Source organism: Clostridium sp. UBA7503 (assembly GCF_002477055.1).
Classification (GTDB): Bacteria; Bacillota; Clostridia; order Clostridiales; family Clostridiaceae; genus Clostridium_J; species Clostridium_J sulfidigenes.
In genome coordinates, this window is the sequence record NZ_DLNT01000038.1 from 14,970 (window position 1) to 30,321 (window position 15,352).

13 protein-coding genes and 1 riboswitch are annotated in these 15,352 nt (G+C 31.4%); all 13 genes read right to left on the bottom strand.

The window, feature by feature from the left end:
• The 13 genes from B3630_RS09805 to B3630_RS09865 all read right to left on the bottom strand — a co-directional run bounded on the left by B3630_RS09805 (position 1) and on the right by B3630_RS09865 (position 15,273).
• Positions 1-1,356, bottom strand: a complete 1,356-nt coding sequence (locus B3630_RS09805; protein ID WP_346897688.1) for a glucose-6-phosphate isomerase — start codon at positions 1,354-1,356, stop codon at positions 1-3.
• A gap of 29 nt (positions 1,357-1,385) precedes the next feature.
• Entirely contained in the window at positions 1,386-2,408 is a 1,023-nt protein-coding gene (locus B3630_RS09810) for a calcium/sodium antiporter (RefSeq protein ID WP_346897690.1), read from the bottom strand.
• A 132-nt stretch (positions 2,409-2,540) separates the two neighbouring features.
• Positions 2,541-3,233, bottom strand: a complete 693-nt coding sequence (locus B3630_RS09815) for a hypothetical protein (RefSeq protein WP_346897692.1) — start codon at positions 3,231-3,233, stop codon at positions 2,541-2,543.
• Between the two features lie 333 nt (positions 3,234-3,566).
• Positions 3,567-4,577 (bottom strand): hypothetical protein, encoded by a 1,011-nt coding sequence (locus B3630_RS09820; protein WP_346897694.1) that lies wholly within the window; start codon positions 4,575-4,577, stop codon positions 3,567-3,569.
• Positions 4,578-4,695: 118 nt separating this feature from the next.
• A complete protein-coding gene (locus B3630_RS09825; RefSeq protein WP_150845363.1) occupies positions 4,696-5,148 on the bottom strand; it encodes a DUF134 domain-containing protein in 453 nt (150 codons plus the stop codon).
• Between the two features lie 210 nt (positions 5,149-5,358).
• Positions 5,359-5,715, bottom strand: a complete 357-nt coding sequence (locus tag B3630_RS09830) for a NifB/NifX family molybdenum-iron cluster-binding protein (RefSeq protein ID WP_346897696.1) — start codon at positions 5,713-5,715, stop codon at positions 5,359-5,361.
• A gap of 40 nt (positions 5,716-5,755) precedes the next feature.
• On the bottom strand, positions 5,756-6,607 hold the full coding sequence (locus B3630_RS09835; RefSeq protein WP_346897698.1) for an ATP-binding protein: 852 nt from the start codon (positions 6,605-6,607) through the stop codon (positions 5,756-5,758).
• Positions 6,598-7,428, bottom strand: coding sequence for an ATP-binding protein (locus B3630_RS09840; RefSeq protein WP_346897700.1), 831 nt, complete (start codon positions 7,426-7,428; stop codon positions 6,598-6,600). The genes B3630_RS09835 and B3630_RS09840 overlap by 10 nt, the downstream gene beginning before the upstream one ends.
• A gap of 18 nt (positions 7,429-7,446) precedes the next feature.
• A complete protein-coding gene (locus B3630_RS09845; protein ID WP_346897702.1) occupies positions 7,447-7,809 on the bottom strand; it encodes a NifB/NifX family molybdenum-iron cluster-binding protein in 363 nt (120 codons plus the stop codon).
• 259 nt (positions 7,810-8,068) lie between these two features.
• Entirely contained in the window at positions 8,069-8,452 is a 384-nt protein-coding gene (locus B3630_RS09850) for a hypothetical protein (RefSeq protein ID WP_346897704.1), read from the bottom strand.
• 327 nt (positions 8,453-8,779) lie between these two features.
• Positions 8,780-10,309 carry a glutamine-hydrolyzing GMP synthase gene (guaA, locus tag B3630_RS09855; protein WP_346897706.1) on the bottom strand — a complete coding sequence of 510 codons (1,530 nt, stop codon included), beginning with the start codon at positions 10,307-10,309 and terminating at the stop codon, positions 8,780-8,782.
• A gap of 22 nt (positions 10,310-10,331) precedes the next feature.
• Positions 10,332-11,786, bottom strand: coding sequence for an IMP dehydrogenase (gene guaB / locus B3630_RS09860; protein ID WP_346897708.1), 1,455 nt, complete (start codon positions 11,784-11,786; stop codon positions 10,332-10,334).
• 246 nt (positions 11,787-12,032) lie between these two features.
• A riboswitch (purine riboswitch) is annotated at positions 12,033-12,131 on the bottom strand.
• A gap of 190 nt (positions 12,132-12,321) precedes the next feature.
• On the bottom strand, positions 12,322-15,273 hold the full coding sequence (locus B3630_RS09865; protein WP_346897710.1) for a VWA domain-containing protein: 2,952 nt from the start codon (positions 15,271-15,273) through the stop codon (positions 12,322-12,324).
• Between the last annotated feature and the right edge of the window lie 79 nt (positions 15,274-15,352).

Below are 15,352 nucleotides of genomic sequence, written 5' to 3' on the forward strand. Positions count from 1 at the left end.
TTAATCACCTAACCTCTCTGTTAGAGACCTTTGAAGCTTTTCATAACCTGGTTTACCAAGTAGAGCAAACATATTTTTCTTATAGGCTTCTACCCCTTCTTGATCAAAAGGATTTATTCCTAATAAATATCCTCCTAGGGCACAGGATTTTTCAAAGAAGTATATAAGCTCTCCTAGGGCCTTAGGATTCAAAGCTTTCATGTTTATAACTATATTAGGAACTCCACCTTCTACATGGGCAAGGACTGTTCCCTCCATAGCTCTTTTATTTACAAAATCTATAGTCTTTCCTGCTAAGAAGTTAAGTCCATCCACATTTTCTTCATCTTCTTTTATGGATAAATTTATTTGTGGTTCTTCTACATTTATTACAGTTTCAAATATATTTCTCATTCCATCTTGAATATATTGACCCATGGAGTGAAGGTCTGTTGAAAAGTTAACGGATGCAGGAAATATACCCTTTCCATCCTTACCTTGACTCTCTCCATAAAGTTGCTTAAACCACTCTCCAAAGTATTGTAGACAAGGTTCATAGTTTACAAGAATTTCTGTAGTTTTTCCTCTTTCATATAAAAGATGTCTTGCAGCTGCATATTTATAACAAATATTTCTATGTACATCTTCACTACTAAAGTTTTCTCTTCCATTTCTAGCACCTTGTAATAGCTCATCTATATTTATTCCTGCCACTGCAATGGGAAGTAATCCTACTGGTGTTAAAACGGAAAATCTTCCACCAATATCATCAGGAATTATAAAGGTTTCATATCCTTCTGTATCTGCTAATTTTTTAAGAGCTCCCTTTGCCTTATCCGTTGTTATAAAAATTCTCTTTTTAGCTTCTTCCTTGCCGTATTTTTTTTCAATGATTTCTTTAAATATTCTAAAGGCTATGGCAGGCTCTGTAGTAGTTCCTGATTTTGAAATAACATTTATGGCAAAATCCTTCCCATCTATGAGCTGTATAAGTTGAGAAAGATAAGTAGAACTTATATTGTTTCCTGCAAAGTATACTGCTGGAACCTTTCTTTTATCCTCATCCATACTATTAAAGAAGGGGCCTGTCATTGCTTCTATGACAGCTCTAGCTCCAAGGTATGAACCCCCAATGCCTATTACTATAAGAACTTTAGAATTTTCCTGTATCGTTTTAGCTGCTACCTTTACTCTTTCAAACTCAGCTTTATCATAATCAGTTGGTAGGTCAAGCCACCCTAAAAATTCATTACCAGCACCACTTCTGTTATGCAGAGTGTTATGGGCTGCTTCTATCATAGGTTTTAAATTATCTATATGTGACCCCGTAACTGCTTCTTGAAGGTTTTTTATATTTAAACTTATAGAACTAGTCATTTCTTATTACCTCCTATAAAACGATTTAATTATATTATCAAAATCAAAAAACTTATGTATATTATATAAACGCTAAGAAGCATTATTCCATTTCTCTTAGAGTATCTTCCATTAGTTGATATAGGTAAGATTATAAGTAGCATCAATAATAGAGCCACTGGAATATCTAAAAGTATAGTCTGATTAAAGCTTATAAAAGATGCGTTAAATATATGAATATTTCTAGAGTTTAGTACTAATCCACCCTTAGCTAAAATACTACTAGTAGCTATAGTCATGGTTATATTTAGTATGTTTGCCCCAATAACATTACCAACCGCTACTCCACTTTCCTTCTTATATATAGAAGTTAAAACAGTAGCTAATTCTGGTAAAGATGTTCCTAATGCCATAATGGTTAAACTAATTACTCCTTCTGTGACTCCATAATTCCTGGCAATAATCTGCGCATTTACAACTAATAACCTAGCTCCACATCCTATAAGTATTGCTCCTATTATAAATACAACTATATGTTTTGCAAATTCTCTCTTTTTTACTCTTCTTCTAACACTAATTTCATCTATAGTAATAGCAATCTCATCAGGAATTTCAAGGGACTTTTTAGCACCCTTTATATTTTTTCTTATATAGTACACAAGTAATCCTAAAAGAACTACCCCTTCTATTCTATTAATATTTCCATCTGTGGAAAAAAGTAATAGTAAAACCATAGATACTACCATCATAAAAGCTCTTGGCATAAATCTCTTCTTCTCTACCTCCACAGGCATTGCAATCATTGAAATAGCAAGAACAAGTCCTGTATTACAAATTATTGATCCTATAGCATTACCTATTGCAATCTCTGGTGATCCCATAATAGTTGCCACTGAAGCTATAAAAAACTCTGGAAGAGTAGTTGCTAAACTTACAATGGTTGCTCCTATAATTATTTTTGGTATTCCTGTTATCTCAGCAATCCACATAGCTGAGTCTACAAATATATCTCCGCCCTTTATTATTACTATAATTCCTATAATAAACATTACTATAGGTAAAAACATCTCCATTATATCCTCCACCCTCTTATGCCAGTATACAGTATTATGTAAATTACTTCAAACTACCCTATATACTTATAATAATGGCTAAAACAAATAAACTCAATGAATTTTAACATATTCACCGAGTTTATATTTATCTTATATTCCTTTTTCTTTGCTGTACCATTTATAAAATATTTTAAGAGAATTGTCCAATGCTTCTATATTTAAAATATCTATCTTATTTTCTTCTGTTACGTAAAAGAATGATTTATCTTCTCCAATTAATATATTCGTCATAGTATTATTAGTAAAGTTAATATTTATGCTTTTTATATTTTCATCATTTATTACTCCTCCAAGAACTTTGTAATTTTCAGTAGCACTTACCTTTGTTTCCATTACATTCACTGTAAAAGGAGCATGTTTATCTACCTCTTTTATAGCAGTTGCTAAAATATTATAAGAATTTTCTACTTTACTTAATTGGCATAACCCCTCATAATTTTTACCATTGTCTTCATATATAAACATTATCAATTTATCCTTTTGTATATCTGATACATTTAGAATAGATATTCTATCTTCACCTATGTTAAGGTTCTTAGATAGAAGATAGGATATCTTGTCTGTTAACTTTACTTCAAAGGGTTCTTCATCTTTTTTAGGGAAATTGCCACTTTTTGTCCCCATGGTTTCTTTAAATAAATCATTCTTAATGAAAATAGCTGTAATTAATAAGAATAACCCTATAACTGAAATCATAAAAATTCTTCTATTTTTCTTAATCGTTTTTTCATTTTTATTTTTATAATTCTTTTTGTTTTTATATTTCTTCTTAAGTTTACTCATATAACATTCCTCTTTAGTTTTTTCTCCCTTTGCTCGGGAATACACTCCTTCTCATATTCATCTTTAAAATGAAACTCCTTTTCTCTATGCTCAAATGAGTAAGTTCTCATAATTAAATCATAGATTTAAATGGTCACTTAACTTCGACTAACCAAATCATAGATATATTTTCTCGCTTTGCTCGAGGGGACACTCCTTCTCATATTCATTCGAATGAGTAAGTTCGACTAACCAAATATAAAATTTCTTTTTCTCGCTTTGCTCGAGAGGACACTCCTTCTCATATCCATTCGAATGAGTAAGTTCGACTAACCAAATATAAAATTTGGAGTCTCACTTAAATTCAGCAGCGTACCATTTGTAGTGAGCTCCATATTTATCATCTATTTTTTCTACTTCATAAAGTCTAAATATTATATATTGAGTCCAGTTATATCCTGGATTTGCTCCTATGGATAAGATTAAAAATGAAGCTCCAAAGGAACCTGTCACAGTAAATATGACTTCATTTCTTGCTTCTGCAGGTATTTCTTTACCTTCACTATAGGTTCTAGAGATAGTGGCTCCAGTACTATTTGCAATATTAACTACTCCATAGGAAGATTGCCCGCCTCTAGCGTAGTTAATTTTTGATATTTTATCAGTACCTAGTAAAAATTCAGTATATAGATGTATCTTAGAATAGGATAATTCTGATTCAAAAGACCACTCTGCTTCTTTAGCTTCAGCCTTTCCATAGGCATATGAAATTCCCTCTTCCATGAGAATTTCTTCATAACCTTGGTTCGACATAACTGATTTTTTAATATTCTTTTCTTCATTTAAATTTTCTCTTTGAGAATTTTTTGTGTTATAGGTAATCTTTGAACCATCAGGATAAATTATTTCATAGGCAGATTTATTAGCAAAAGTATTAATCACCTTTTCTGTGTATTCTTCTTCACTAAAGATATTTTTTAGAGATTTAAAAGCTTTCTTTAAAGCAACTTTATCTCCCTTTAGTATTTGATTTCTATAATATTCCTTATTATTTCTAAAGTCTTTATCCGTTATATCATCTATGGAATTGTCTAATATCACTTCTAAATCACATTGTTCTAGTCTTTCTACTATTTTATCTAGTCTTATATAAAACTCGGCATCTTCTTTGTCTAATCCTCCCCTTGTTAGCTTTAATAATTCCTCCTCATCCACAGGAGTAGTTCTTACCTCATCACATATTTCAATTATCCTCTTATCATCATCTTTTCTTTTATTACTTTGTAATGCTAAAACCTCTATAGGTGAGTTAACTATAAAAGAAGTGATAAATATTACTAAAACAATCACCTTAAAATTCTTCACATCAGCACTCTCCATTCCTATGACTTTAAATTTATTATTCCTAGAGAATGGACTTTAAATTCTTAAAAATTATTGTTTATTAATTTTTTATAATAAATAAGAGGTGGAAATCCACCTCTTATTTATCCTCTACACTATTTCCTCTACACCATCTTTTACAAAGCTCTGCTTTCTTGCTACAAACAACTTCCTCTGAACCACAAGTAGGACAATTATCCTTGTCTTGCTCATAATTTATATCATACACATCTCCACAATGAAGGCATTTAAATTTACAAAAAGTAGCCCTGTAGTTACCACCACTTATTCTTATAGCATTTCCTTCTGTTAAAGCAATAGCTATCTTCTTCCTTGCACTGTCAATAATATTTTGGAAGGTTTGTCTTGATACTTGCATTCTTTCAGCACATTGTTCTTGATTTAATTCTTCAATATCTTTAAGTCTCATAGCTTCAAGTTCTTCTACCTTTAAAACTGTTTCTTTAATTTCACATTTAGGCTTTCCCCATGGAACAAAATAAGTATCCTCTGGGAAAAACTCTACTCTTCTAAATTTTGTTGGTCTTGGCACTTTAAATCCTCCCTGCATTTGTTACATAATACTATAAACATTATATCAGAATCATATATTTCTACGTTACTTTCTTCTTCTATTTTTTTATTTAATTTAGGATAGTCAAAATTTAAGTTTTAACTATCTATATCAATTATACTATTACATTTATAACATTTAAAATCAATATGCAGGATTTTGCCACTAAATATTTTCATTTTATAAGAATTATTCGTTACAGTGACCTTCATGTTGATGTTCTGTACAAACGCTTCCTGTTGATTTTAATTCACCATTTACAAATTTTTGAACTACATCATCACTAAGTCCTTGTGCACCGACTACAACTTCAATTCCATTTTCGTTAAATAAGTCTTGTGCTGTTTCTCCCATACCACCTGCAATAATAACATTCACCTTTAAATCTCTTAAAAATACTGGAAGAAACCCTGGTCTATGTCCTGGATTTGGAGTAAAACTTTTTTCTAAAGACTTACCCTGTTCTACTTCATATATTGTGAATCCTTCGCAATGTCCAAAATGCCCACTTACATATTTCTCATCACTTGCAACTGCTATTTTCATTAAAAATTCCTCCTTTTATTTTATCTAAAAATTTAATATATTAATTTAATATATACTTAGTCATATTACTCCACATAGATTCAATAGCTTTTTCAGCCATACTATCTTTGTAGAAAGTTATAGGTTTTAATTCATTTATAGACTTCATAACCATATCATCATAAGGAATTTTACCTACTAAAATTATTTGATTTTCATAAATAAAGTTTTCTATCTCCTTTGTAACTTCTTCATTTATATCAAATTTATTTACACAAACCATAGTAAAAACTCCAAAGTGTTTACATAGTTCTACTACTCTCTTTAAATCTTCAAGGCCTGATTTTGTAGGCTCTGTTACAACTAAAACTGCATTTGAACCTGTTATTGAAGCTATAACAGCACATCCAATACCTGGTGAGCCATCAATTATAGTTAACTTTTCATCCTTATTAAATCTCTTGCCATTCTTTCTTAATTGAGTTATTAATTTTCCTGAACCATCACTGCCTATACCCATCTCTGCCCTTGAAATTATGCCTTTATCTAGCTCTGTAATGAAGGTATCTGCTGTCTTTTCATCCTCTAGTTTTATTGCATCTACAGGACAAACTAATGTACATGTTCCACAGCCTTCACAAAGAAATGGATTTATAGTAAAGTTTTCTATGGCATTAAATTTACAAACACCTTCACATTTACCACACTTAATACAAATACTTTCATTTATTGAAGCTTTTTTCCCGCCTACAAATTCATCTTTTTCAATATCTTTTCCCTTGTAAAAGAGATAAAGATTGGGAGCATCTACATCACAGTCTATTCTTAATACATCTTTTTCAAGTTCAGCTAAAGCTGTTGCAATGGTAGTTTTTCCTGTGCCACCTTTTCCACTTAAAACTACTAATTCCAAGATAGCGCCTCCTTTACTCCCTCTGAAAGCTTATCAAAGATTTTTTTATAAACTAAATAATCATAGAGTATTTCTCCTTTAGAATAAAGTACTGCTGTAGCCTTATCATAGGGAATTGTACCTATTAATTCTATATTTTCTTCTTTGCAATATTTTTTTACTATATTATCTTTTCCATCATCCTTATTTATAACTATGCCAAAGGGAATATCATACATCCTCACAAGTTTCACTGCCATCTTTAAGTCATGAAGACCAAATTCAGAAGGCTCTGTAACAAGTATTGCTCCATCAGCATATTTCAAAGAATTTACCACATTACAAGAAGTTCCAGGTGGGCAATCTATTAAATTAGTTCCCTTAGATAATCCATTAAGTAATTCTCTAATAACAGGCACTGCCATTGGCTCACTTATATTTAAAACACCTCTGCTGCAGTTTATATCTCTTACTGATCCTTTTTCAACCTTGCCTGTTTCTCTTTCACCATAGGTTATAGCACCATATTTACATGCAATTTCGCATGCTCCACAACCATGACATAACTTTTGAAACAGCATAATATCATCTTTTACCTTTGCTAGAGCATTGAATTGACAAGCTTTTACACAGGCTCCACAGTTAGTGCATTTGTTATCATCTATGATAGGATGTTCTACCATTACTTTTTCTTCTGTATCTACTGTAGGCTTTAGGAATAAGAAACCATTGGGCTCTTCCACATCACAATCTATATAATTTGCCTTTAGAGCAAGAGCAAGATTAGTAGATACTGTGGTTTTTCCTGTACCGCCTTTTCCACTAAGTACTGCTATATTCACTACCTATTCATCTCCAATCTAGTGAGCTCCGTGATGTGCAGGACCAGACATTTTTATTTCTTCCAGTTCACCTTTTTTATATTTTTCTATAGCCTCAGCTATAACTATACCATCACACTTATATGCCTTAACTCCTGATTTTTCAATGATTTCAAAAGCATTAGGTCCAAGATTTCCTGTGATAATAACATCTATGTTTTCATCAATTAATTGGTTAGATGCAGAAATACCTGCTCCACCACTAGCATTTTTGCCTTGGTTTTCTAAAACTTTAATTTCTCCACTTTCAGTATTATGAATTTGAAAATATTCACATCTTCCAAATCTCATATCAAGTAAATTTACAATAGTTTTTCCTGCTGCTGAAACTGCTATTTTCATTTTCCACTCCTCATTTCTTTATTAATTATTCTTTTATGCGATTTTTATTATTGGCATTTGCTAATTATATGTTACTGCTATTTTAGGTTATTGTCAAATGCCAATTATAATTCTTTATAAAAAAGTAGTTATGAAATTTCTAAATTTTATAGAAATTTCATAACTACTTTAGGGGATAATTTTATTCCATCAATACTCTTGAATATTGTCTTTATTTAATTATAAACCATCAAAACTACTGCTGTTTAAGTATTCTTTATTAAAAAGGATAATATGGATTAGTATACTGACCTGGATATTGGCCGTAATATGGATATGGAGAAATATAAGGTGGATATGGTACTATTAATAATTTAGCTAAATCTAAAAGTGATAAATTTCTGCGTCTATAACGTCTATGTCTTCTTCTAGGACGTCCATAAGGGTTATATTGTCTTTGCTGAGAATATTGATTTTCATCATCTAGCTCCATTACGTCTTCGCCCACTAACATGGTAACGCGATCTCCATCTACATTCTCAATTATTCCATCCACTATGCTTCCATCTCTCATCGTTAAAATAACATGATAATAAACATGTCTTTTACATTCATCATATAAAGACTGGTCATCTCTGTTATGATCGTGTATTTCTAAAGCCATTTTTTAATCATCTCCTTTACAATATTATGGTATTCTTGCATAAGAAAAATTGTGACCTTACAATTTATAAATAATGTTATAAATTCAATGGATATTCTATTATTTTATTTTTTAACACCATAAGTTATAAATTAGTACTTACATTTTATATTAATTATGAATAAAAAAGTAGCTATGAAATTTCTAAATCATTTAGAAATTCATAACTACCTTATTTGGGTGTGATTTATTTAAACATGTTAACATGTATAAATACATTAGGGTTTAAGGGATATTACTCTATCCATCAATTGATAGAGTAATATCCAATCTATTATAATATTTATATTACTCCCACTCTATAGTTGAAGGTGGTTTTGAAGTTACATCATATACAATTCTATTTACTCCATTAACTTCATTAACAATCCTTCTAGATACCTTATCTAGTACATCATAAGGGATTCTTGCCCAGTCTGATGTCATTCCATCAGAAGATGTAACTCCTCTTAATGCTACTGTATGACTATAGGTTCTTTCATCCCCCATAACTCCTACCGATCTTATATTAGGTAAGCAAGCGAAGTACTGCCAAATTTCACTTTCAAGTCCAGCATTTGCAACCTCTTCTCTAAATATAGCATCTGCTTCTCTTACTATGTGTAGCTTCTCTTCTGTAATTTCACCAAGTACTCTTATTGCAAGTCCTGGTCCTGGGAATGGCTGTCTCCATACTAAGTGGTGTGGAATTCCAATTTCCTCTCCTACAGCCCTTACTTCATCTTTAAATAACTCTCTTAATGGCTCTATTAGTTCAAATTCTATGTCCTCTGGAAGTCCTCCTACGTTGTGGTGACTCTTAATTGTAGCTGATGAATTAGTTCCACTTTCTACAACGTCAGCATAAATAGTTCCTTGAACTAAGAAATCCATTTTACCAAGTTTATTTGACTCTTCTTCAAAAACTCTGATGAATTCTTCTCCAATAATTTTTCTTTTTCTCTCTGGATCAGAAACACCTTTAAGCTTTCCAAGAAATCTATCTTGAGCGTTTACTCTGATAAGGTTCATATCGAAGCCTTCTCTAAAGATTTTCTCAACTTGATCTCCCTCATCTTTTCTAAGTAGACCATGGTCTACAAATACGCAAGTTAGGTTTTTACCTATTGCTTTATGAACAAGTACTGCTGCAACAGATGAATCCACTCCACCTGATAGAGCGCAAAGCACTTTTCTATCTCCTACTAATTCTTTAATTTGTGTAATCTTTTCTTCTGCAAAGGCAGACATAGACCAGTCTCCCTTAACTTCACATACATTGTATAAGAAGTTTTTAAGCATTTCTGTTCCAAATAAAGTGTGTTGAACTTCTGGGTGGAATTGAACCCCATAAAGTTTTCTTTCCTCATTTGCCATTGCAGCTATAGGACACTCATCTGTATGACCTATAATTTCAAAACCTTGTGGTGCGCTTTCTATAAAGTCAGTATGACTCATCCAGCATTGTTTTTCTTTTATTCCAGCAAATAATTTATTATTTGTATTTAGGTTAACATCAGTTTTTCCATATTCTCTAACAGTAGCAGTCTTAACAACTCCACCTAAAACATGGGACATAAGCTGAGCACCATAACAGATTCCTAGGATAGGAATATTTAATTCAAATAATTCCTTATCTACTCTTGGAGCACCCTCTCCATAAACACTGTTAGGTCCACCAGTAAATATTATTCCCACAGGATTTAGTTCTTTTATTTTTTCAACAGAAGTACTATATGGGATTATCTCACAGTATACTCCATGCTCTCTTACTCTTCTTGCTATTAATTGATTATATTGACCACCAAAGTCAACAACTAATACTAATTCTCTATCCATAAATTAAGCTCTCCTTCTTAGATTATTGATTTACACTATAATTTGGAGCTTCCTTAGTAATTACTATATCATGTGGATGACTTTCTCTAAATCCAGCTGAAGTTTGAACTACGAAGTTTGCAGTTTCATATAAATCTTTTAGTGTAGGTGATCCTAAATATCCCATTCCTGAGCGAATACCACCAATTAATTGGTATATAGTATCTACTACGCTACCCTTAAATGGAAGTCTTCCTTCAACACCTTCTGGTACTAATTTCTTGTTATCTTCTTGGAAATATCTATCCTTACTTCCATTTGCCATAGCTCCTAAAGAACCCATTCCTCTATATACCTTGTAACTTCTACCTTGATATATTTCTATTTCACCAGGTGCTTCTTCACAACCAGCAAACATTGAACCCATCATACAAACTTTTGCTCCAGCAGCTAATGCCTTAACGATATCTCCTGAATATTTTATTCCTCCATCAGCTATAACTGGAACCCCTGATTTTTCCGCTTCTTCAACACAGTCCATAACTGCTGTAAGTTGAGGAACTCCAACTCCTGCAACTACTCTTGTAGTACAGATAGATCCAGGTCCTATACCAACCTTAACACAATCTGCTCCAGCTTCTATTAAAGCTCTTGTACCTTCTGCTGTTGCAATATTACCTGCTATAACTTGAAGCTCTGGATATTTTTCTTTAACTTCTCTAACTGCATCTATAACACCTTTAGAGTGTCCATGTGCTGTATCTATAGTAATGACATCTACGTGAGCTTTAACTAAAGCATCAACTCTTATCATCATATCCTTTGTAACTCCTACTGCAGCTCCACAAAGTAATCTTCCTGAAGAATCCTTTGCAGCATTAGGGAATTTCACAGCCTTTTCTATATCTTTTATAGTAATTAATCCTTTAAGATTAAAATCTTTATCTACTAAAGGTAATTTCTCAATTTTATGTTTTGCAAGTATTGTCTTAGCTTCTTCAATACTTGTTCCCTCTTTTGCAGTAACTAGATTCTTACTAGTCATTACTTCACTTACTTTTTTACTATAATCAGTTTCAAACACTATATCTCTATTAGTAATGATACCAACTAATTTCCCATTTTCAGTTACCGGTACTCCAGATATTCTATATCTTGACATTATGTTTAATGCATCTTGTATAACATTATCTTTTCCTATGGAGAATGGATTTACAATTACTCCATTTTCTTGTCTTTTAACTGTATCTACTTCGCTTGCTTGAGCTTCTATAGACATGTTCTTATGAATAATTCCAATTCCGCCTTCACGGGCCATAGCTATTGCCATCTTACTTTCAGTTACTGTATCCATTCCGGCACTTATTAGTGGTAAATTAAGAGCTATAGTTTTAGTTAAGTTTGTTTTAAAGCTAACATCCTTTGGTAAAACTTCAGATTTATTTGGAACTAATAATACATCATCAAAAGTGTATCCTTGTTTTAATATCTTTGCCATAATTTAAATCCTCTCCTTCTATATTATTTTCTTTATAATTAACTTTAGTTATACTTATAATCTGTAATCAATTAAAATTATTGTATTAAATTCTCTAACATAGTTTTTGTTTATATTTTAAATTAAATTAAAACATAAACAAAAACATGCTTAATTCACTTTCCACCCATAATATAACTCCTTTAGAGTTCATATTATGTACATACAAGTAAAATTAAGCATGTCCATAAATTCAATGAAATCTATAACATGATTACTTTTACTCATAGTCAGAAATTTATCGGTTTCCGGTAGAAACTCCTTGCCATATTCAAGGGATATATGAGTTATTTATTCATAATTTATTAATTGATTACACCTATTTTATTTAAAATAAGTATGTTTGTCAAGGAAAACTTTTAACCTATTTTCTAAATTTTGTAGAAATTTATCGACTTATATAATAATTATACATTACTAATGAGAATTTTTCCATTATCTCACTATAATTAATTAATAAATTATAGTGAGATAATGCATATTTATACTTAAAACTTTAAAATAAATCTGGTAAAGCCTCTCCTTTAAGCCTGAAAGTTTTTTCTTCCTTATTAAATAAAATATTATTCTCATAAGAACCATTCTCTTCACTAGAAATATTCTTTGGCATCTGACACTGATATTTTATCACAATCTGAGTTTCTACCTTTATATCTGGAGGTAGCTTAACATTATAGCAGTTCTGACCTAATTTTGATCCAATACTAGTTATAGTACACTCCATAGGCACTAAATTACCACCTTTAAGAGTATAGACCTTTATTTTGCTTAAGTCCTGTAAGTCTATATCCTTATTTATTCTAAGTTCCACATTTACATTACTAGATAATATATTGGCTACAGAGGCTATATTAACCTTCATATCGTTAGCTATACGTACTTCTCCCTCAGTGACACTATATCCACTACTTGTGACTCCATTATCTAACCCATGGATTAAGTCTATTACTGTAGATATTAAATTCACCTTAGGAGTTTCTATTATCTTTGTAACTTCTTCTTTACGCAAATTTTTATAGGCTATAACATTATTATCTCCAAAGGATAAAGTTCCACTTTTGCCTTCTTTAGATTTTATTATAAAGCTTACTTTATAAGCTTCATTATTAGTTTGATATTTTCCATCACCTTTACTTTCATAAACAACTGTTGGTCCCTGAATTGTAGCTACTCCATTTTTATAAGATTTAGCACTAGAAGCCATGGTAAAATTATCACCTAAGTCCAACTTTAATTCTGTTGGAATTTCATAAGTCATATATCTTCCTTGAGAAATTATTCTATCTGCCAATTTATCCATTAAGTCGTCCTTTATGTCCTCACCGCTTCTATCTTCACTTATAAAATAGTTTTCTAAAGTTTCTCCCATTTCTTTATGCAACTCATCTAAACATTTATTTCCTTCCTTTAAGTTTAAGCTCATTATGTTATACTTTTCATCATTTAAATTAGGAAGATGCCTATCATTGTAGTTCAAATGATCCGATGCAATTAATACCATATATTTATCTGCATCAGGATTTTTACCATCCAGTATTGTCTTTGCCTCTACCATGGCATTGTCTATCTGCCTTGCATTGTTATCCTCTGCTCCTTTATCTTGAATCTCTATAGCTTGGATAATATTTATTATTTCATTTCGATTATTAGTTAGCTCAGAGTGTACTTTATATTTATTATTAAAAGTTACTAAACTAAAATTTACATTATCCTTTCCTAAACCACTATTATTTATTAATGAATTTACTAAAGCAGTTTTTATCTCATCTAACTTTCCACTCTTTAACATAGACTTTGATACATCCAACACTATGGCTATATCCTTTTTCCTCATATTGTTACTATCTTCAAAAGTAAAATCTTCTCCTATTACATCATAGGTTACCTTTATTTCATCTCCCGAATAAGCCTCTACTTCACTTGGACTTGTTAACTTAGCCCTAATATTAGGTAATTCATTTTTATCTATATTAACGTTTATACTAGGTACTGGAGCAGTGATAATCTCATCATCTTTCCAAGGAAAGCTTACTGTAGACCCATTAAAGAGTTCATGATATCCTGTTACTTCACTTTTAATTATGAATTTAAATGGTACATGATCTGCTTCATAGGTAACTTTGCCATTTTTAACTTCACCATCAGTTTTATATATTACATTATCAATATCTACTTTATTTCCTCCAATATTTAGAGTAAAACCTGATTTAAGATTCGTCTCCATCTTTACATTATTGATAGCATAGGTAGATAAGATTTCTATAGCTATATGCTTAAATACATTATCAATGGCACCATCACTGGTTGCAAAAAAATTACTATCCGAGCCTCCCATAGATTTATGGATTTGTTTTAATGTTTGGTTGTCTTTACTTTTCTCATCTCCTAAACCATATCCAATAGAAAATACATTATTTGCTGTCCCTTTTACAATTTCACCAATGGTAGTTGCATAGGAAACAGTCTCTTCAGTTACACTACTTCCATTTCCAGCAAAGCTTGGATTTTTATTGTCTATTGTAGTATAATTTTCTTTATTTCTTGATTTCACTGAATAAAATGTTGGTAATCCATCAGACATCAAAACTACGGTTTTATTAGCATCAGATTTTCCATCTTCAAGCATATATTCAGCTTTTCTTAAACCTTCTCCAGTATTAGTTCCTCCTAAAGCTTCCAAATTATCTATCATAGATGAGAGCCTATTGTCATCTATATTTATAAAATCATCACTAATAGAAACATAATTAGGTATATAATGACCATTCTTTTTATCAATATCTGTTATATATTTATCGCCATTTTTACCATAAGGATTTATAATCGCCTCTGTAGAATATACTACAATACCAATTTTTAAATTAGGTACATTCTTCATCTTATCTACGAAATTTTTAGCAGCTTTTTTAAGCTCTTTTATCTTTGTTGATTTTGTAGTATGTGGTCCAATTTTATCATGTTCTTTACAATAGTCCTCTACCCAATAGTGGTATTTATTATTACAACCCACGTTATAGCTATCGCTCCATCCCCCATGTTCTAAACAATAATATCTATATCCATACCAATTGTTATACCAACGCCATTCTAATTTACAAGGACTATCTTCACAATGGGCTCTACCATGTGCTGTGCAATACCTAAGTCTTTCATTAGTACATTCCACATCAATATTATCTTTCATACTCCCAGATACATCTAGCACCAATACGATTTCTTTAGCTGGAACTTCAGCTTCAAAGGGTTTAGGAATTATTTCTCCACTGACAGTAATATCTTCTCCTACCTTAGGGAATTCAGGGGATACTGAATTTATCTTTACCTCGAAGGCTGGTTTTGTTGCTACTTCAGCACTGGCATTTGATGCAGAAGTCATTACTAAGGTAGCTGTCATGCATAGAATAAGACCTATGCATAATATTGCTTTGTAACCGATTCTTTTTTTCATTTTATCCACCTCCATCACCATTAGTAGATTGTTAACAGACTTCCTTGCCTTAGTGGGAACTTTATTCCCAATGAAGCTT